Genomic DNA, 19,330 nt, shown 5'->3' on the forward strand with positions numbered 1-19,330 from the left:
ACCGTCGAGCGGATGTGCGCGCTCACCGGCATCAGCCGGGCCAGCTATTACCGGCACTGGGAAGCCTCGGCGCCCCGCCGGGAGGAGACTGGTCTGCGTGACGCGATCCAGCGGCAATCCCTCGACCATAAGCATTACGGCTATGGCCGGATCTCGGCCCAATTGCGCCGGGACGGCTGGTCGGTCAATCACAAGCGGGTGCTGCGTATCATACGCGAGGACAATCTGCTGTGCCTGCGCAAACGGGCGTTCGTGCAAGCCACGACGGACTCGCGCCATCCTAGGAAGGTGGTGCCCAACCTGACGCGCGGCATGATCCCGAGCGGCGTCGGCCAACTCTGGGTGGCCGATCTGACCTATGTCCGCATGGCCGATGAGTTCGCTTACCTCGCGATCGTCCTGGACGCCCACAGTCGGCGGGTCGTCGGCTGGTCTCTGGAGACGCATCTCCAGGCCAGGATGGCGACCGCCGCGCTCGACATGGCGGTCAAGGCCCGGAAGCCCGCGCGGGGTGGCCCGATCCATCATTCGGACCGGGGTGTCCAATACGCCTGCAACGACTACACGGCCCTGTTGGCGGCTCACGACATTCAGGCCAGCATGAGCAGGATCGGCAATCCCTATGGAGCTTTAGCTAACGCCGCAGGCGGTACAACGTCAAATGCGAGCGCTTCATGAGGACTCTGAAGGAGGAGGAGGCGGATGCCACCGATTATCGTGACATCGCCGACGCCCGCGCCCGTATCGGCCTCTTTATCGAGGAGGTCTACAATCGCCAGCGACTACATTCCGCGCTCGACTACAGGCTGCCAGCCGAGTACGAGGAAAATCTGGAGCGTTTCGCCGGGGCGGTACCGCCCCGGCGAAACGCTCCAGCAAACTGCTGACCCTTATTTCGCTGTCTCACGCGAAGGGTGCATTACACCAGATGACCAGGACCTCGGCATGATGACCTTTGATGACCTTTCCAGGACTTTTTCCCAGCGACCGGGGGTGACCCCCAAAGGCCCGTCGCCCCATTCCGGCCTTCCCTCCACCCCCCTGCCCGTTCTCGCGGCGGCACGCTGAAATCCTGGGCAGAATATACCGTACCCTATACCAACTTGTCCGCTGACCACCCTACCCAGCGCCCCCCGCCCGCTGGCACGGCGATTGCGACATTCCGGCAGACCACGGTATGCGTGTCCGCGTATCGGTACTCAACACCTGGGAGAACGGCAGCGATGGCAGGCATCGTCACCGGATTGCTTCACATCGCGATCAAGACCAACGATCTGGGCAAGACCGTCAAATTCTACACCGAGGTCATCGGCCTCAGCCAAGGCTTCCGGCCGGACTTCGGCTATCCGGGCGCGTGGCTCAACGTCCCCACCCCCGTCGGCGAGGCGATCGTCCACATCTATGCCGGCGGCCCGGCCATGGGCGCCGACGGCACGGCGCCGACCGGGACGGCGGCGATAGACCACGTGTCGCTGACCGGCGTCGGCTTCCACGATTTCGTCGCGCGCATCCGCAGGCACGGCTTGGACTGGCGGGAATTCCTGGTTCCGGGAACGACGCTCTGGCAGATCTTCGTCTACGATCCCAGCGGGGTTCAGCTGGAACTGACCTTCGATGGCCGCGCCGAAGCCGGCCCGCCGCCCGACATGTCGCCGGAACGGCGCTACAATGCCGGCAGCTCCTTCTTCGACCCAAGCCGCTTCGAAAACTTCTGAGATCGACCCTCCCAATGATCCGTACCGCGTCGTGACCCCCATCGAACCATGACCCGCATCGCAATCGTCGGCGCCGGGGTTTCCGGCGCCATCGTCGCCCAAGGGCTTCAGGACCTCCCCGGCGTCGAGGTGTTCTGCGTCGAGCGGGTGGCGGTGGACGACCACTCGCAGGCCGGCACCGGGCTGAACGTCGGACCCAACGCCCTCAAGGCGCTGGGCGCGTTCCTGCCCGACATCCACGACACCGTCGTGGCGAACAGCCTGCCGTGGCGACACTGGCGGATCTCGCTGACCGACGGCACCGAACTGATGGACCTGCCGCTCGACCGCGTCGCCGACAATCCCGGCATCCGCATCCGCTGGTCCGAGCTTTACGCCCTGCTGCGCCGCCCCATCCTCGACCGCATCCTGTTCGACACCGAGGTGGACGCCATGCGCCACGCCGGGCCGGACGAACGCGGTCCCCTGGTGCTCGACCTCACCAACCGGCGGACGGGCGAGACGCGGGTGCTGGACGGGATCGACCTGCTGATCGGCGGCGATGGCCGCTACTCGAGGGTGCGCGAAACCTTCCTGGGACGGCCGGAGCCGATCCATGTCGGCGTCTGCATCTTCCGCCTGCTGGTCGAGACCAATCTCGGCCCGGCGCTGGACGACTACGAGCAATGGTTCAACGGGCCCAACCGGCTGCTGGCGTTCCAGGTGCCGGGCGGCGCCACCTATATCGCGGGCAGCTTCCCGATCCCGCCCGGCGGCGAGATACCCGACGACCACAAGCGGCCCGAGACGCTACGCCGCCTCTACACGCCGGAGGGACGCGAGCCGAGCCCGGCGTGCCGGTTCATGATCGACCAGATCAGCGCCAACGCCGGCCAGATCCACTGGGCGCGGCTTCAGGAGACCGCCGCCGAATACCGCGACGAGAGCGGCCACGTGCTGCTGCTGGGCGACGCCGCGCACCCCATGGTGCCGACGCTGGGTCAGGGCGCCACGCAGGCGATCGAGGACGCCTGCGTGACGGTCGGGATGCTGCGGCGCCACCTGTCGGAAACCCGGCCGGAGTCCCCGCCGGACATCCGGGCGGCGGTGCTCGCGATCGAGGCCGCCCGGCGCGACCGGGTGGCGTTCGCCGCCGGTTTCTCGCGGGACGCCACCGACACCATGCTGGCGGGAGCCGACCCGGTGGCGGGAACGCTCAAGAAGACCGGGCCGGACTTCCTCGACCGCCTCCGCCGCCTCTACCGCGACGTCCCGAACGGCTGATCGGGCGGCCGGGTCAGGCCGCGTCGCGCTTCAGGATCAGGCTCTTGCGGACGAAGGTCATGAACTCGGTGCCGTCCGCCTTGTACCCGGTGGTCCGGGTCGTGACGATGCCCTGGGTCGGGCGCGACCGCGACTCGCGGATCTCCAGCACCTCGGACCGGGCATAGATGGTGTCGCCGGGGAAGACCGGCGCCGTCAGCTTGATCTCGTCCCAGCCCAGGTTGGCGACGGATTGGGCGCTGACGTCGTTGACCGTCATGCCGAGCACGATGGCGAGCGTCAGCCCGCTGTTGACCAGCGGCTTGCCGAACTCGCTGCGGGCGGCGAAGGCGTGGTCGCAGTGCATGGGATGCTGGTTCATCGTCAATAGGCTGAACTGGATGTTGTCGGCCTCGGTCACCGTGCGGCCGGGGCGGTGGTCATAGACGTCGCCGACCACGAAGTCCTCCAGGAACCGGCCATAGGTCGCGACGATGTGGCGGGGCTCGCGCTTGGCGCCGGTTGCGGTGGCCGGTGCGGTGGGGTGTGGCTGGGCGGTCATGTTTCCTCCGAAATCTGGGTCGCCGGGCGTCTTGTGCTTGCGCCCGGATCGTGACAGGGGCATCTTTGTCCGGACAATAATACATGATCTCCGAGGGAGGACCAGACCCAATGATGCCGACCACGCCCGTGCGCCGCAGCCTGCTCTTCGTCCCCGGCAATCGGCCGGAGCGGTTCGCCAAGGCGCTCGCGGCCCGTCCCGACATCGTGGTGATCGACCTGGAGGACGCCGTCGCTCCCTCCGAGAAGTCCGCGGCGCGGGCCGGCGTGCTGGCGGCCCTGCCCGATCTGCCGAACCCCCACGGCGCCGAGATCTTCATCCGCCTCAACGCGCCGCGCACCCGGGCCGGGCTGGACGATCTGGCCGCCGTGCTCGACCACCATCCGCCAGTCGCCGGCATCCTGCTGCCCAAGGTAGAGGGGCCGGGCGACATCGCCCTGGTCGACGCCCTGCTGGACGAGTCCGGCAGCAAGCTTTCGGTCGCGGCGGTGATCGAGACCATCGGCGGGCTGGACGCCGCACACGCCATCGCCACCGCCTCGCCGCGCATGGCCTTCCTGATGTTCGGCGGGGCCGATCTGGCGGCGGAGCTGCGGGTCCGGATCGAATGGGATTCGCTGGTCCACGCCCGCGCCGACGTCATCCGCGCGGCGGCCAGGGCCAGTCTCGACGCGCTCGACATGCCGTGCCTGGAGCTTGACGACCCGGCGGCCCACGACCGGGAGATCGCCGCCGCCGGGCGCCTCGGCTTCACCGGCAAGGCCGCGATCCACCCCAAGCAGGTCGACGCGATCAACCGCCACTTCACCCCAACCGCCGACGAGATCGCGCGGGCGCGCCGGATCGCGGACGCCTACGACCGCTCGGAAGGCGGCGTGACGCTGCTTGACGGCAAGCTGATCGAGCGGCCCATATTGCTGGGCGCCAGACGCGTGCTCGCGGTCGCGGCGCTGATCGAAACCACCGCGTGAGTCATGTCCTCCCCTCCCCGGCTTCCCGTCGTCCTCGCCACCGTCACCCTGGTCCAAGCCCTTGGCACCATGGGCATGCTGTCGTTCTCGGTCATAGCACCCTCGGCCGCGCGGTCGCTGGGCGTCGGGGCGGAACTGGTGGGATTCCAGATCAGCCTCGCCTATGTCGCGGCGACGCTGTGCTCGGCGCCGTCGGGCACCGTCGTCCGCCGCTGGGGCGCCGTCCGGGTCAGCCAAGCGGCGCTGCTGTTCTGCGGCGCCGGGACGGCGGTCGCCGCGACGGGGCATCTGGCGCTGGCCGCGGTGGGCTCGATCCTGATCGGCGTCGGCTATGGACTTACCAACCCGTCGGCCTCTCACCTGCTGTTCCGCTTCACCCCGCCCCACCGGCGTAACCTGGTGTTCTCGATCAAGCAGACCGGCGTGCCGCTGGGAGGCATCGCCGCCGGCCTGCTGCTGCCGCGCGTAACCGAGGCTTCCGGCTGGCCGGTCGCCCTGCTGACCGTCTCGGTGGCCGCCGTGGCGCTGGCGGTCGCCCTGTCCCTGGTCCGCCCGCGGTGGGACGCGGATCGCCAGCCTGGCCTGGAACTCAGGGCCGACATGACGGAAGGGCCTCGCATGGTCTGGCGGGAGAAGCCCTTGCGGTTCCTGTCGGTGACCGCCTTCTGCTTCTCCGGCCTGCAACTGTGTCTGGTCACCTTCCTGGTGACCCTGCTGGTGACGGAGCTTGGCTACTCGCTGATCTTCGCCGGGACGGTCGCCGCCGTGGCCCAGGCCGCGGGAGCCGTCGGCCGCATCGTTTGGGGCTGGATCGCCGACCGGCTGAACAACGCGCTGGCGGTGCTGATCATGGTCGCCATCACCTCCGGCCTCGCCTGCGGCTTCACGGCGGTGGTCGATCCAAGCTGGCCGATCCCGCTGGTGCTGGTGCTGTTCGTCGGGTTCGGCCTGTCGGCGATCGGCTGGAATGGCGTCTTCCTGGCGGAGGTGGCGAGGCTCGCCCCCCTCGGCACGGTCGGCACCGCCACCGGCGGCGCCCTCGCCTTCACCTTCGCCGGCGTCGCCTTGGGTCCGACCGTGTTCGCCGGGCTCTACACCGTGGTCGGCAGCTACACCACGATGTTCATCTTCCCCGGCCTGATGATGCTGGTCAGCCTCGGCCTGCTCCAGGCCGCCCGGGTCGAGGCTGCGGCCCGGCGCTAGCCGCTCCGGCTTGATTTTGTCCGGACATTGTTCTTTACAAGGACATTGTCCGGACATAGCATTCCCTCAAGCCACCATAAACAATAAGACGAGGGAGGGAATTCCATGCTGAGACGCACCCTGCTGCTGGGCGCCGCCGTCGCTGGCCTGCTCGGTTTCGCCGCCATCGGATCTCCGGTCCGGGCCGAGACCCACGAGATGGTCATGACCAACGAGATCGCGACCACCCACTGGACCGCGCAGGCGATGGAACACTACGCCGCCCAATTGAAGGAACGGTCGGGCGGTCGCATCGTGCCGAAGATCTACCATGCCGGCACCCTCCTGAAGGACAAGGAGGCGGTCGCCGCCTTGGGCACCGGGGCCGTCCACATGGTCTGGCCGGTCAGCGTCCAGCTTGAATCGCTGGCGCCCAAATACGGCGTCGTCAACCTGCCCTTCATGATCACCGACGAACTGATGCTGAAGCCGGGCGCCGCCGACGAGATCGCGGCTCTGCTGTCGAAGAACGTCGAGGACCTGGGCATCCAGGTGATGGGCCTGATGCGGACCGCGGATCTGATCTTCCTGGCCAAGGACAAGGAGATCGACCAGCCCAGGACCTGAGCGGCATGAAGATCCGCCTGACCGGCGGCCGCGTGCTCCAGGACACCATGCGCCGCTTCGGCGCCAACCCCGTCACCATGCCGGCCACCGAGATGGCGGCCGCCCTGATGCAGGGCGCCATCGACGGCATCTTCACCTCGGCCGGCGGCTGGGAGATGGTCGGCACGACGGCCAAGGTCGCCAGCTACGTCCCGGGCATGAGCCTGCTGACCTACTCCATGCTGGTCGACAAGAACTGGCTGGAGGAACTACCCGACGACCTGCGCCAGGTCGTCACCGCGACGACCAAGGAGATGCTCGCCCAGCAATGGCAGAGCGCCATCGACAGCGACAAGAAGGTGATGGACAAGATGCTGGCCGACGGCGGCCGGCTGGTCACGGTCGACGACGCCAACCGCGAGGAGTTCCGCGATCTGGCACTCAAGGCCAGCGCCACCTTCGACGACCGCTACCCCGAGGTCGCCAAGGAGATGTCCGCGATCAAGGCGAAATACGGATCGGAGTGATCACTGGCCGAGTGATCACTGGCCGAGTGATCATTGGCCAAGCGCCATCCTGACGACGCTGTCGGCCAGCAACCCGCCGACGCAGCCATGGACGAAGGCGAAGCTGCGCTGCTTCGCCTCCGTCGTCTCGATCGCGAAGTCCAACCGCCCCTCTTCGATCCAGTGGCGCATGATGTCGTAGCGCGGGAAGTGGAAGACCTCGTGGCTCTGGCTGACCCAGTCGATGTAGTCGACATAGGGCTGGAAGTTGATCAACTGCGTCGTTTGCAGGCTGTACTGCATGTCCATGACGATGACGTCGGATCCCAGTCCATGGATTAGGCCGATGCCATCCGACAGGGCGGCGCCGAAGCTCTCGACGTCCAGGTTGCGCATGGCGTCGACGGTGCCGACCTGCCAAACGACCAGGCTGGCCGGCGTCGCGGCCAAGGCGGCCTTCAACTCGTCGACCATCTCCCCGGTGGTCTCGTCGGGCAGGTTGCGGACGGCGACATGAACCTCGCGACCGGGCAGGCGGTCCCTCAACTCGGCCTCCAGCCGCGCCGGATAGGTCAGCGGCGCGCGGCTGGGCTGGGGATTGGCGGTGCGGACCACCAGCACGTCGAGCGGGCCGCCTTGCCGCAGCTTGGCGCCGACCCGCGGCAGGCCGGCGTCGACCGACAGGACGGTATCGGGCACGGCGCAGGCCGGATCGGCCTCCGCTTCCACGGAGGTGACCGCCGCCAGCCAGAGGGCGAGCGGCAGAAACAGGCGGACGGCTCGCCGGCTCACGCGCCGGTATCCCGGACAGGCGTTGTCCGCTTGGGTCGGCGCTCGGTCTTCTGGTACCAGGACAGGATGCGGGCGACCACCACCATCGCTGCTATCCCCACTACGGTTGTCGCGAACTGCGCCAGGAGCGAATCGTTGAATTGTACGAGAACAGTCTGGCCGGCGAACGATAAAATAATCCCTAAACAGAATATCTGGAGCGACTGCCGCCCGCAGGTGACCAGCGGTTCCGCCAAGCGCCAGCGCAGCCACGCCGCGTCCCGGCCCACGAAGTGGAGCGTGACATGGGCCAGGGCCGCGAAATGCAAGACGCGCAGCGGGTCCAGGTCGGTCTTGCTGATGGGATAGAGCCACTCGCCGATGACCGGCGGCATCAACGCGCCAAGCCAGGCGATCCGCCAGGACAGCGCCAGCACCAGCGAGACCAGCAGGTAGCAGATCGACGCCGCCAGCAGGAAGCGGCTCGACTTCAGCTCGCCGCCGAAGTGGCGGAAGCGCTGGACGACGCCACCGAGGACGAACAGGAACTGCCAGGCGAACGGGTTGAAATACCACACGCCGCCTTCGGGATATGTCGGCAGGTTCCATTGGTAGCGCCGCGTCAGCAGATAGAGCAGCGCCGAGCCCGCCAGCGCCAAGCGCGGCCGGGAAACCAGCGCCGGCAGGACCAGCGGGAAGCTCAGCAGCAGCACGATGTACAGCGGCAGGACATCCAGATTGGCCGGCCGGAACATTAGGATCAGGGCGTGGACCAGCGCCAGCGCCGGGTCCTCGAAATAGCCCGCGATGCCCATCTCCTCGCGGAACAGCGGGTTGTCGAACACCCGCGCCGTGTAGGCCACCTGGGCGGTGAAGGCGAAGAACAGGAACATGTAGGTGATGTACAGCGTCCAGCACCGGTGCAGCACCTTGGCGGCGGCGAAGGCGATGCCGTGCTCGGCCATGACGCGGGAATAGACCAGCGTCGCTGTGAAGCCCGAGATGAAGACGAAGATCTCGGTGGCGTCGCTGAGCCCATAGTTCCTCAGCGTCGCCCAGGCGAACTGATTAGCCGGTATGTGATCCACGAAGATGAACCACAGCGCCAGACCGCGGAAGAAGTCCAAACGCAGATCGCGGTCTCCGCCGCCCGTCTCCCGCTTCGCCATGCCGCCCCAGTCATCCCGCCCCACGCCCAGGACTTATAGCTGGGCGATGGGGCGAGGCAAGGACGTCACTCGTAATAGGCCGGCGCCGTCTTGTACTGGCCGAACTGCTCCAGGTCGTGACTGACGAAGACCTCCGCGTTGGTCTTGAGCGCCACGTCCTTCAGCCGCCTGACCGACTGGACCGCCTTGACCGGATCGAGGTGGAAACTCGGGATCAACTCCTCGTCGAAGCCCTTGCGGGTGTAGCAGGCGTCCGCCGTGAACAGCATGGGCCGGCGGTTCGCCAATTCGATCAGCAGGCTGTAATGGCCGGCGGTGTGGCCGGGCGTCTCGATCAGGTGCATACCCTTGGCGATCTCCTGGTTGCCGGTCAACAGTTCGACCTTCGGTGTCCAGATGTCGCTGTCCGGGCTGACCGGGATCTCCTTGCCCTCGCGCCTCAGCTTCTCCCGCTGCATGTCGGGATGGAAGGTCATGTCGGAATAGCCCAGCACCTCGAACGGCTGCGGACACTTGCATTGGCCGAACTCGTTGGCGTGGCAGACCGTGCAGGCCTCCTTCAGGTGCTTGTTTCCGCCACAGTGATCGAAGTGGTAGTGGGAGTTGATCACGTAGTTGATGTCCTCCGCCCGATAGCCAGCCTTCTCGATAGCACCCAGCAAGGTCTGCTCCCGCGTCTGCTGGGGCTTTTCGAACGGCAGTACGGCCATGACGTGATCATAGTCGAAGCCGCTGTCGAACAGGTACAGGCCGTCGGCGTGGTCTATCAGAACGCTATAGACCGGAAAGCGGACCTCGCCGCCCGGCCCCTTGTTCCAGTAGACATGGAACCCATCGATGACGAGCGAGCCGCCATCCAGGATGAAGACCTTCGTGTTGGACATGATCCCTCCTCCGTTCGCGATTGATGACGGTTGTTCAGGCGACCTTCCGCTCCGGCCACGGCACCCGGCCGGACAACCCGGCGGCGGCGCGCTCGGCCAGCGCCACGACCGGCGCGTTGACGGGACCGCAGGTGATCTCGGGTATCACGGAGGCGTCGGCGATCCACAGTCCCTCGACGCCACGCACGGCCAGCGAGCCATCGACCACGCCGTGGCCGGGCGGCCCCATGCGGCAGGTTCCGACCGGGTGATGGTGCGTGATGCTGCCCCGCGCGATGAACTCGTCCACGTCGTTGGAACCCGGCAGAACCTCCTCGGCCACCCAGGGCGCCAGCGCTGGCATGGCGGCGATCTCCCGCGCCGCCAGCAACGCGTCGCGCATGGTCGCGCGGTCCGTGGGATCGCGCAGGTAAGCCGGATCGATCACCGGTGGCGTGCCCGGATCTCGCCCGCCCAGCCTGATCGTGCCCCGACTACGCGGCTTGGTGACACCGAATAGCAGCGTGAAAGCCTCACCCATAGCTGGAGCCGTGAACAACTCGCTGGCGACCGGAACGACGCAGCAGCCCACCACCCTGTCCGGCCGGGCGCCGGGCCGGTCGGCCAGGTACATCATGCTTTCGGAATGCTGGGTCCGCGACGGCGCTACCGGCTGGCGCGCCCGATAGACGTTGCCGCACAGCAGATGGTCATGCAGGTTGGCGCCGACCTCCGGCTGGTCCAGCGCCACGTCGATGCCGAAATCCCTCAACTGGTCCGCCGGACCGATGCCCGATCGCATCAGGATCAGCGGAGAGGCGATGGCGCCCGCCGCCAGCACCACGCGGTCGGCGACGATCGTGGCGGGACCATTCCGCGTCAGGCAATCGGCGCCGATCGCGCGGCCGCCCAGCAGGACGATCCGGTCCACGACGCAGCAGGTCAGCAGCGTCAGGTTGGGCCGCTCTCCCGCCGCCGGCAGATAGGCGTCGGCCAGCGAAACCCGCCGCCCATCCCGGATGGTCAGACTGTTAGCCGCCGGCCCGTCGAACCGGACGGCGTGATCGCCGCTCCGGACATGCCCGGCCTCCTCGCCGGCGGCCATGAAGGCGCGGGCCAATGGATGCAACTCCGCATCCGGCAGCCACACCGGCAACGGGCCGTCGGTGCCATGCACCGGCGACGCGGGACCGAGGAAACGTTCCGACGCCTTGAAGTACGGCAGCAGTGCTTCGTGCGACCACGCCCGCCCGCCAGCGGCGGCCCAAGACCGGAAGTCGTCGGCGTGGCCGCGCATATGCGCCATGGCATGCAGGCAGCTCGACCCTCCCACCAGACGCCCGCGCGGCCAAGCGTGGACGCGGCCTGCGGTGCCCTCTTGGGGCACCGTCTCATAGGCCCAATCATACCCGCGGCCTTGCAAGCGTCCCCAGGCGGCGGGGTTGGCGATGTCGGGATCGTCCTCCCTGTCGCCGGCCTCGATCAGGCAGACCCGCAAGGCCGCATCCTCGCTCAGCCGGGCCGCCAGCACGCAGCCGGCCGACCCGGCGCCGATCACCAGCACGTCGAAGGAGGCGACACCCATCATGTCACCACCGGACCATGCCGGCGTCGACGTTGATGGTTTGACCGGTGATCCAACGCGCGTCGTCCGAGGCCAGGAAGGCGACCGTCCCCGCGATGTCGGCCGGCTGGCCCTGTCCCTTGATCGCCTGAAGCATCTCGACGAAGCCGAACGCCTCCTTGTGCGGGCTGTCCAGCACGCCCTCCGACGCGATCAGGCCAGGGGCCACGGCGTTGACGGTGATCTCGTACTTGCCAAGCTCGGTCGCCAGCGCGCGGGTCAGGCCGAAGACACCGCCCTTGGCCGCGACATAGGCCGCCATGTTGGGTGTGCCGGCGAAGATCGTGTTGGACGCCATGTTGATGATGCGGCCCTTGCGGTCGAGCCGCCGCATCATGTCCGAGGCGGCGCGGCACATCAGGAAGGTGCCGGTGAGGTTGACGTCGATCAGCTTCCGCCAATGGGCCAGATCGACGTCGTCCCAAGCGATGAAGGGCACGATCGCGGCGTTGTTGACGACGATGTCGAGCCCGCCGGCCTCTTTCTCCGCCAAACCGTGCAGCGCCGTGACCGCGTCGGGGTCCGAGATGTCGCACAGCGTCCCAATCGAGCCGTTGCCGAGCGAGTTGGCGACGGCCTTGGCGCCCTCCTCGTTCAGGTCGCCGATGATGACGCGGGCGCCATCGGCAGCCAGCCGTTCCGCGATGGCCTTGCCGATGCCCTGCGCGGCGCCGGTGACGATCGCGACCTTTCCCGTGAAACGTGACATTCTGCCGCTTCCCTGTTGTTTTCATTGGGTTTATTGGTTTGAGATCACGGCGAGAGCCGCCTCCATGCCGGCGCCGGCGTCGACATTGGCTCCCAGCCGCCGCAACGCACCGCCCAGCGCCGCCAGCCCGACGACGGCGTAGAGTGGTTGGGCGGTGCGGCCCATGTGTCCGATGCGGATCAGCTTGCCCTTGGTCTCGCCCCGCCCGGACGAGAAGCTGACGCCGAAGCCATCCCGCGCCGTCGCCAACAGGGCATCCGCGTCGATCCCGTCGGGCACCCGCACCGCCGTGGTGGTCGGAGAGGCGATCGCCTCCCGCGCGGGCCATATCGTCATGCCCATGGCGCGGATGCCGTCGCGGCAGGCCTTGGATGTGAGCGCGTGACGGCGCCAGACGGCTTCCGGCCCCTCCTCCAGGTACAGGTCCAGAGCCGCGTCCAGCGCGTTCACTTCGGAAATCGATGGGGTGAAGGGAAACGGCTGGTCACGCCGCCACGCGTTCTCCCAATCCAGGATGCTGAGGATCGAGGCGCGCGGCGCGTCCGGATTGGCCTTCATCTTGTCCCAGGCGCGGCCACTGACCGCCAGCAGCGTCAGACCAGGCGGGCAGCCCAGGCACTTGTTCGGCCCTGTCACGAAGATGTCGGCTTGGCAGGCCTCGGGATGGACGTCCATCCCCCCGAACGAGGAAACGGCGTCCACGATCAGATAGGCACCATGGGCCGCCACGATACGGCCGATCTCGTCGATTGGGTTCAGCGTGCCAGACGGCGTGTCATGATGGCAGACCGAGACCACACGGATGTCGGGGCGTTCCCTGAAGGCGGCCTCGACCGCCGCCGGGTCGATCGCGTCGTCATAAGGCACCTCGATCTCGACCAACTCGGCGCAGTACCGTTTGGCCCAGAAACCGAAGCCCTTGCCATAGACGCCGGACGCTAGGTTGAGCACGACATCGTCGCGGGCGATCAGCGAGGCGGCCGCGGCCTCCAGCCCCAGCACCGGCTCGCCATGGAGGATCACGGGTGGCGCCGCGGTGCGGAGTGCCACCTTGGCCTTATCCGTCACCGCCTCGTAGAAGTGCTGGAACACGGGATCGAAGTCGTAGAGCACCGTCCGCGACAGTGCCCTGAGCACGGCGGGATACGCGTCGACGGGACCGGAACTGAGAGTGAAAGCAGGCTCGACGATACGCTCGACTGTCATGGTCGCCTCCATCCCTTGTGTGTCGTTCTTGCTATCGGGCTCCACGCACGTAAGGCAGGCCAAGGGCCGCCGGCAGACTGGCGCGGCGGCCGAAGATCACCAGCACGGCCATGACGGCCGCGAAGGGCAGCATCTGGATCACGTCGGTCGGAATGTTGATGCCGGCGACCTGGAGCGCCGTCGTCATCGACAGGCACGCACCGAACAGCGCGGCACCCGCCAACACCCACAGCGGCCGCCCCCGGGCCAGCATCGCCAGCACGATTCCGATGAAACCGGCGCCGTTCGTCATGAAGGGGATGAACAGGCCGGCGCCGACCTCCGACATGAAGGCGCCGCCCAGACCCGCCAAGGCCCCGGTGCAGAGCACCGCCGCGAACCGGGTGCGCAGGACGTCTACCCCGGCGCCGTCCAGGGCCGCCGGCTTGTCGCCCGCCGCCTGGAGCGTCAGACCCAGATGCGTCTTGCGGTACAGCATCGACAGGATCACCGCCAGGGCGATCGCCAGATAGACCATGGGGTGCCGATCGAACAGGCCGGGTCCCACCACCGGCAGCGCCGACAATCCGGGAACCGCCCAGGTCTCTACCCCCGGCAACCTTGGATAGGAGCGGCTGAACTGGACGTGGTGCAGCAGGGCGGTCAAGCCCTCCGCTCCCAGCGTCAGCCCGATCCCGATGACGATCTGGCTGAGACCGATGCGGACGCAGAGCACCGCCATCAGCAGGGCCACCGCCATGCCGCCGCCGATGCCATAGAGGAAGCCCACCCACAGCGACCCGGTCTGCCAAGCGCCGAGAAAACCGGCATAGGCGCCGATCAGCATCATCCCCTCGATGCCGATGTTCAACACGCCGGCCTTCTCCGAGATCTGCTCGCCCAATCCGGCCAGCAGCAGCGGTACGCCGGCCATGACCAGCCCGACGACGAGCGAGGTCAGGAAGGACTGCGATAGGATCATGTCCATGGCGTCAGCTCCTCGTGTCCAGGCGCCAGCGCTGGGACAAGTGTTCGACCAGGGCCAGCACGATCAGCAGGTTCGCCACCAGCACCAGCGAGAAGTAATGCGGCACGCCAAGCCGGCGGGCGGCGCTCTCCGCCCCGATCTGGAGCGCCGAGAAGAACAGGACGTAGACGATGGTCGCCAAGCCGTTCAGCCGCGCCAGGAAGACCAGCGGGATGACCGCGAGGCCGAAGGCCGGGTTCCAATCCGCCCGGACATTGCCATGGACACCCAGGATCTCGACGGCACCGGCCAGACCGACCAGGGCGGCGGAAGCGGCGAACACCATCACGGTCAGCAACGGCACGCGCAATCCGACATGGATCGCAGCGCGCGGGTTCGCCCCGACCACGCGCAGGCGAAGTCCGAAGCTGGTCCGCGTCATGACCAGATGGACCGCGACGATGGCGACCAGCCCAATCAGCACGCCGCTACTGACCGTGGTACCGGACAGGGGCGGCAACCGGTCGGCGACCGCCAGGGTCCGCGTCTGGGGCACCGTCGTGGTGGGGTCTAGAAACGCCAGCTTGACCAAGGCGTTGGAGACCGACAGGCCGAGGAAGGACATCATCAGCGTCGTGATGATCTCGTTGACGCCGTGATAGGCCTTGAGCAGCGCTGGAAGCAGCGACCACAGCGCGGCGGCGGCCATGGCCGCGACCATGCTGGCCGCCAGCACGAGCGGGATTGGCCAGACCTGCGCCAGCGGCGGCGCCAGCGCGGCGGCGGCGGTGGCGCCCAGCATGAACTGCCCGTCAAGCCCGAGATTCCACAAGCCGGCGCGGAAGGCCAGGATCAGTCCCGCGCCCAGCAGCAGCAGGGGCGCCATCCTGGTGACCGTCGCCTGGAACCCCGACGGTGTCATGAAGGCGCGTTGCACCACATAGCCGTAGTATTCCAGCGGGTCCGTCCCCATCTGCGACAGCACCGCGCCGGACAGCACCAGCGCCAGCACGACCGGCGCCACCGCCGTCAGGCCAATCCGCACCGCCGCGCGTCCCGCCGCCGAGGTCACCAACCCCAGCGAGCCAGCGCCGGAGGATTGGGCCGGTTCCACCATCATGCCGCTTCTCCCGCGCGTTCTTCCCCAGTCATCTCCCCGGCCATCATCTCCCCGACCAAAGTCCGGGCGTCGCCGTCATTGGCGATGATGCCGACGACGCGGCCGCCCGACATCACGGCGATGCGGTCGGAGAGTTCCAGGATCTCATCCAGGTCGGTGGAGATCAGGATGGTGGCGACGCCAGCGTCGGCGGCCTCGCTCAGGCGTCGGCGGGCGGAGGCGATGTTGTGGACGTCCAGACCATATGTGGGCTTGTTGTAGATCACGACGCGGGCGCCGCCAAACAGCTCGCGGGCCAGCACCGCCTTCTGGATGTTGCCGCCGGACAGGCGGGCGATCGGCGTGTCGGGGCCGGGGGTTCGGACATCGAATTCCTCGATCAACGCCCGCGCGTGCTCGCGGATCCGGGCCGGCCGCTCGATGCCGCCCTCCCAGAAGGGTGCTGTGCCGATCTCCTTCAGCAGCAGGTTGGTCGAAACCGGAAAGGCGCCGACCGTACCCTCGCCCAGCCGGTCGTCGGTGACGTAGCGCAACCCCAGCCGCCGCCTCGCCCCAACATCGAGAGACGCGATCGGCCGGCCGTCGAGCAGGATTTCGCCAGCGGCCGCGCGGCGTTGCCCCGCCAAGGCCTCGGCCAGCTGCTTCTGGCCATTGCCGTCGATGCCGGCGATGCCCAGGATCTCGCCGGCCGCCACCTCGAAGCTGACTTCCGCCACCCGCCCATCGCCGCCACCGTCGACCGATAGTCCCCGCACCGTCAGCACGGGCCGCCGCTCGCCGGTGGCATCCGCCCTCCGGATATGGGGGGCACCGCCGGCGCCGCCGAACATGCTTCGGACAACCAATTGGTGCAGCTTGTGCTCGTCGGTCTCCCGCAGCTGTTCCGGCCCCAATTCCGCGACCTTGCGGCCGTGCCGGAGGATGGAGATGCGGTCGCCGAAGTCGAAGGCCTCGCGCAGCTTGTGGGTGATCAGGATGACCGCCAGCAAACGCTTCGCCAGTTCCCGCATCAGCGCGCCCAACTCCTCGACACCTTGTGGCGTCAGCATCGAAGTCGCCTCGTCCAGCACCAGCACGCGGCTGCCCCGCAGCAGGGCGCGGAAAATCTCGACCTGCTGCTGTTCACCCAGCGACAGCTCGCCGGTGATCGCGTGGGGATCGATCCGCACGCCGAAGTCGGCGCACAGCGCCTCGAACCGATGCGCGATGTCGCCCTCCCGCCGGAACCTCCACCAGGGATTTCCCAAGGACAGGTTCTGCGCCACGGTCAGGGTCGGCACCAGCATGCCGTGCTGGAAGACGGTGCCGATACCCGACCGCAGCGCGCGCTTGGGCGAGGTCAGCTTTACCGTCGCGCCCTCCAGTAGGATATCGCCCTCGTCCGGCTGCTGGAGACCGGAGAGCATCCCAATCAGCGTCGATTTACCGGCGCCGTTCTCCCCCAGCAGGACATGGACTTCCCCGGCGTGGATCCTCAGATCGACCTGATCGTTGGCGATCACGCCAGGGAAGCGCTTGGTGACGCCCCGGAATTCGATCAGCGGAGCTGCGGGCATGCGGAGCGACCTTTCGAGCGACGGGATGCCACAAGTGGACCGGGGGTGACGGGCTACTTCGCCGCCACGTCCGTCATCAGGGCGCGGACCGCGGCGGCATCGAACACCGGCTCGATCTTGATCTTGCCCGAGATGATGTCGTCGCGGAGCGCCATGATCGGCGCCCAGGCGTCGGCCGGCACGTTCTTGGTCTGGAGCAGGCGCACAGAGTTGTCGGAAAGCTGGATCTTGTAATGCTTGGTGCCGAAGGTGCCTGCCTTGATGTCATCGACCATGGAGGCATAGACCGGCGTCATGTCCCAAAGCACGGAGGTCAGGAGGAAGCCCTTGTCCAGCGTGGTTTTGTCGCCGATCACGTCGATGAACAGAACCTTGCCGCCATCGACGGCCTTGGTCGTCTCGACCGCCTGGAGCATGCCGAAGCTGGAACCGTTGCCCTGGCCGAAGATGACGTCGGCGCCGGCCGCGATCACCGATCCCGTCACCCGCTGGCCGCCTGCGGCGTCGCTGTAAGCGGCTGGGCCGATCACCGCGTAGACGATCTTGGTGCCCGGCTTCTCCGCCTTGACGCCCTGCGCGAAACCAGCCGATTGCGAGTTCCAGCTTGGCGGCTCGCCCGAGACCACGACGCCGACCGTGCCGGTGCGGCTGACCTTGGCGGCGAGACGACCGGCGAGATAAGCGCCCTCGTGCCCGCTGAGGGTATAGTCGGCGACGAGACCCGGCTTCAACAGGTCGGGCCGGTCGACGATCGCCACGGGGACCTTCATCTCCTGCGCGATCTCGGGACAGGCGGTGTTGTAGCCGCTGGCGTGGCACAGCATGAGGCCGACGCCATCCTCCGCCAGTTCCCGGAGCGTTGGCCGGACATCACCATAGCCCAAGCCTTGGGCGACGGTCAGTTCCACGCCGGTCTTCGCGGCGGCCGCCTTCGCCGAATCGACGCCCTGCTGGTTCCAGCCGAAGTCGGATCCCTGCTCCGGCACGAGGATCGCGATGCTCTTGAGTTCGGCGGCGCCGGCGGTCAGGGAAAAAGCGGATACCGCAGCGGCACACAAGGTGGTGAGAAGTCGAGTCCTGAGTTCGCGCATGGTCTTACTCCCTGTTGAAGAGTGAAATTTACCAGCAGAGCTTGTTTTTGTTTGTTGCTTTACAGTGGAATAGAGAACTGTACTTTGCTAGCTTAACTCAGAACCATCCGATGACATAGGGCTTTCCGCCATGCAGCTCCCGCGAAAGTCAGGCTTCGCCCTTGTTCTCATCTCGCTCATGGCGGGTTCCGCCGTCGCGGAGACCCCGCTGTACCCCACCCTGGTCGAAGTCCGCAACCGCTCCGCCAGGACGATCACCTGTGTGGCCCAAGTCGCCCACTGGTTCTCGACCGAACTGGGCAGCGCGGCCCCAGACGGGCAAGTGCGCGCCGACCTGCGCTCCGATCCCGTGACCGGAACAGTTTTCATCCTCAACGACAGCGGCGACCGGCTGCCGGTCGAGGCCGCGTGGTGCGGCTTCGCCGGCGCAGCGTGGGAGACCCGCAGCCCCTTGGCGTTGGAGCGCCGGCGCGGCGAACCGGCCGCCGACATCAAGGTCTCCTGCGATGCCGACGACGGGCGGCTGCGCTGCCATTGAGTTGAAAACCGCGCCGAGGGTCATGGCGTGTCGCGGCCTTCCAGTACCCGGCGGGTCGCGACCAGCTTCCGTGCCCGCTCGGCCCCCAACTCCTTGATCCGTTCCGGCGTGTAATCGTAAATGCCGCCGCCCGTCTTCATGCCCAGCCGTCCCGCCGCCGTCCTGGACGTGATCGCGTCGCTGACGGTGGCGGCGTTGCACAGATCGGCGTTCAGGTAGCCCGAGACCGACTGGTAGATGTCCAACCCAGCCATATCGAGCAGGGCCATGGGGCCGATCACCGACAGTTTGTAGCCGATGCCCCACGAGACACAGGTGTCGAGCGCGTCGGCGTCGATCACGCCCTGATCGACCAAATCGACGCATTCCCGCAGCAGCGCGTAGAGCACCCGGTTCTCGACGAAGCCGGGAACGTCCTTCTTGACCAGGACCGGGATCAGTCCCAAGCCCTTGATGGTCTCGGAAATGAAGCTCACCACCTCCGCAGCCGTGGCGGCGCCCGGAATGACCTCGATCATCGGGATGATGTGCGGCGGGTTGGACCAGTGCATTCCGACGAAGCGCCGGGGATTGACGACGAAAGCCTGGAGCTTGGTGATCGGGATGCCCGAGGTGTCGGACGCGATGACGCAGTCGCCCGCCACCAGCGGGCTGATGGCGCGCAGCACCTCCTCCTTGACCTCGATCCGCTCCGGCACGTTCTCGATCACGAGGTCGACGCCGGCGACGGCCTCGGCGAGATCGCGGTGGAACGAGATCGCCCCCTCCCCGCTCGCTAGCGGCGTGATGCTCAATTGGTCGAGCACCGCGCCGATCTGCGGCAGCATCACCCGCGCCCGGTCGATCGCCGCGTCGGAGGTGTCGAAGGCCCGGACCTCGAAGCCTCCGCGTGCCATCCGGGCGACCATGCCCGGCCCCATGGTGCCGAGCCCGATGACCGCGACCTTCAGCAT

The 19,330-nt window shown here is 67.4% G+C and carries 18 protein-coding genes and 2 pseudogenes; 8 read left to right on the forward strand and 12 right to left on the reverse strand.

Annotation, left to right across the window (positions count from 1 at the left end):
- Positions 1-6: 6 nt before the first annotated feature.
- The 4 genes and pseudogenes from N825_RS39020 to N825_RS19250 all read left to right on the forward strand — a co-directional run.
- Positions 7-678 (forward strand): annotated as a pseudogene (locus N825_RS39020) (IS3 family transposase); the annotation flags it as partial.
- The gene (locus N825_RS37975; RefSeq protein WP_084164876.1) at positions 675-887 is read left to right on the forward strand and encodes an integrase core domain-containing protein; all 213 of its coding nucleotides are present in this window, start codon (positions 675-677) and stop codon (positions 885-887) included. The pseudogene N825_RS39020 and the gene N825_RS37975, both read left to right, overlap by 4 nt.
- 336 nt (positions 888-1,223) lie before the next feature.
- Positions 1,224-1,715: a VOC family protein gene (locus tag N825_RS19245; RefSeq protein ID WP_051512592.1), complete on the forward strand. Its 492-nt coding sequence runs from the start codon at positions 1,224-1,226 to the stop codon at positions 1,713-1,715.
- Positions 1,716-1,763: 48 nt separating this feature from the next.
- Entirely contained in the window at positions 1,764-2,978 is a 1,215-nt protein-coding gene (locus N825_RS19250) for an FAD-dependent oxidoreductase (RefSeq protein WP_037455555.1), read from the forward strand.
- Positions 2,979-2,991: 13 nt separating this feature from the next.
- Here N825_RS19250 and N825_RS19255 read toward each other — a convergent pair whose 3' ends face one another.
- Complete coding sequence (locus N825_RS19255; RefSeq protein WP_051512593.1) at positions 2,992-3,519, reverse strand: MaoC family dehydratase; 528 nt, start codon at positions 3,517-3,519, stop codon at positions 2,992-2,994.
- Positions 3,520-3,629: 110 nt separating this feature from the next.
- Between N825_RS19255 and N825_RS19260 the strand changes: the two genes are divergently transcribed.
- The 3 genes and pseudogenes from N825_RS19260 (at position 3,630) to dctP (ending at position 6,805) form a co-directional block, all read left to right on the forward strand.
- Positions 3,630-4,490 (forward strand): HpcH/HpaI aldolase/citrate lyase family protein, encoded by an 861-nt coding sequence (locus tag N825_RS19260; RefSeq protein WP_051512594.1) that lies wholly within the window; start codon positions 3,630-3,632, stop codon positions 4,488-4,490.
- Positions 4,491-4,493: 3 nt separating this feature from the next.
- Complete coding sequence (locus tag N825_RS19265; protein WP_051512595.1) at positions 4,494-5,693, forward strand: MFS transporter; 1,200 nt, start codon at positions 4,494-4,496, stop codon at positions 5,691-5,693.
- 246 nt (positions 5,694-5,939) lie between these two features.
- Positions 5,940-6,805 (forward strand): annotated as a pseudogene (dctP, locus tag N825_RS40390) (TRAP transporter substrate-binding protein DctP).
- A gap of 30 nt (positions 6,806-6,835) precedes the next feature.
- On the opposite strand, the gene N825_RS19275 reads toward dctP, so the two are convergent.
- The 10 genes from N825_RS19275 to N825_RS19320 all read right to left on the reverse strand — a co-directional run bounded on the left by N825_RS19275 (position 6,836) and on the right by N825_RS19320 (position 17,839).
- Positions 6,836-7,576 (reverse strand): SGNH/GDSL hydrolase family protein, encoded by a 741-nt coding sequence (locus N825_RS19275; protein ID WP_037455556.1) that lies wholly within the window; start codon positions 7,574-7,576, stop codon positions 6,836-6,838.
- A complete protein-coding gene (locus N825_RS19280; RefSeq protein ID WP_051512598.1) occupies positions 7,573-8,724 on the reverse strand; it encodes an OpgC family protein in 1,152 nt (383 codons plus the stop codon). Before N825_RS19280 ends, N825_RS19275 begins: the two co-directional genes overlap by 4 nt.
- 65 nt (positions 8,725-8,789) lie before the next feature.
- Positions 8,790-9,608: a 4-pyridoxolactonase gene (gene pldA / locus N825_RS19285; protein ID WP_037455558.1), complete on the reverse strand. Its 819-nt coding sequence runs from the start codon at positions 9,606-9,608 to the stop codon at positions 8,790-8,792.
- 34 nt (positions 9,609-9,642) lie between these two features.
- On the reverse strand, positions 9,643-11,175 hold the full coding sequence (locus N825_RS19290) for a GMC family oxidoreductase (RefSeq protein ID WP_037455559.1): 1,533 nt from the start codon (positions 11,173-11,175) through the stop codon (positions 9,643-9,645).
- 1 nt (position 11,176) lies between these two features.
- Entirely contained in the window at positions 11,177-11,920 is a 744-nt protein-coding gene (gene pldH, locus N825_RS19295) for a pyridoxal 4-dehydrogenase, SDR-type (RefSeq protein ID WP_037455561.1), read from the reverse strand.
- Between the two features lie 30 nt (positions 11,921-11,950).
- Complete coding sequence (ppaT, locus tag N825_RS19300) at positions 11,951-13,126, reverse strand: pyridoxamine--pyruvate transaminase (protein ID WP_037455754.1); 1,176 nt, start codon at positions 13,124-13,126, stop codon at positions 11,951-11,953.
- A gap of 31 nt (positions 13,127-13,157) precedes the next feature.
- Positions 13,158-14,093: a putative B6 ABC transporter permease subunit 1 gene (locus tag N825_RS19305; protein ID WP_037455563.1), complete on the reverse strand. Its 936-nt coding sequence runs from the start codon at positions 14,091-14,093 to the stop codon at positions 13,158-13,160.
- Between the two features lie 4 nt (positions 14,094-14,097).
- Positions 14,098-15,192 carry a putative B6 ABC transporter permease subunit 2 gene (locus N825_RS19310; RefSeq protein ID WP_037455566.1) on the reverse strand — a complete coding sequence of 365 codons (1,095 nt, stop codon included), beginning with the start codon at positions 15,190-15,192 and terminating at the stop codon, positions 14,098-14,100.
- Positions 15,189-16,748: a putative B6 ABC transporter ATP-binding protein gene (locus tag N825_RS19315; protein ID WP_051512599.1), complete on the reverse strand. Its 1,560-nt coding sequence runs from the start codon at positions 16,746-16,748 to the stop codon at positions 15,189-15,191. Before N825_RS19315 ends, N825_RS19310 begins: the two co-directional genes overlap by 4 nt.
- 53 nt (positions 16,749-16,801) lie before the next feature.
- Positions 16,802-17,839 (reverse strand): putative B6 ABC transporter substrate-binding protein, encoded by a 1,038-nt coding sequence (locus tag N825_RS19320; RefSeq protein ID WP_037455569.1) that lies wholly within the window; start codon positions 17,837-17,839, stop codon positions 16,802-16,804.
- Between the two features lie 130 nt (positions 17,840-17,969).
- Between N825_RS19320 and N825_RS19325 the strand changes: the two genes are divergently transcribed.
- The gene (locus N825_RS19325) at positions 17,970-18,377 is read left to right on the forward strand and encodes a hypothetical protein (protein WP_157619388.1); all 408 of its coding nucleotides are present in this window, start codon (positions 17,970-17,972) and stop codon (positions 18,375-18,377) included.
- A gap of 20 nt (positions 18,378-18,397) precedes the next feature.
- Here N825_RS19325 and fhmpcd1 read toward each other — a convergent pair whose 3' ends face one another.
- Positions 18,398-19,330: a 5-formyl-3-hydroxy-2-methylpyridine 4-carboxylate 5-dehydrogenase gene (fhmpcd1, locus tag N825_RS19330; protein ID WP_037455572.1), complete on the reverse strand. Its 933-nt coding sequence runs from the start codon at positions 19,328-19,330 to the stop codon at positions 18,398-18,400.

The sequence above is a fragment of the Skermanella stibiiresistens SB22 genome, assembly GCF_000576635.1.
Taxonomy (GTDB): domain Bacteria; phylum Pseudomonadota; class Alphaproteobacteria; order Azospirillales; family Azospirillaceae; genus Skermanella; species Skermanella stibiiresistens.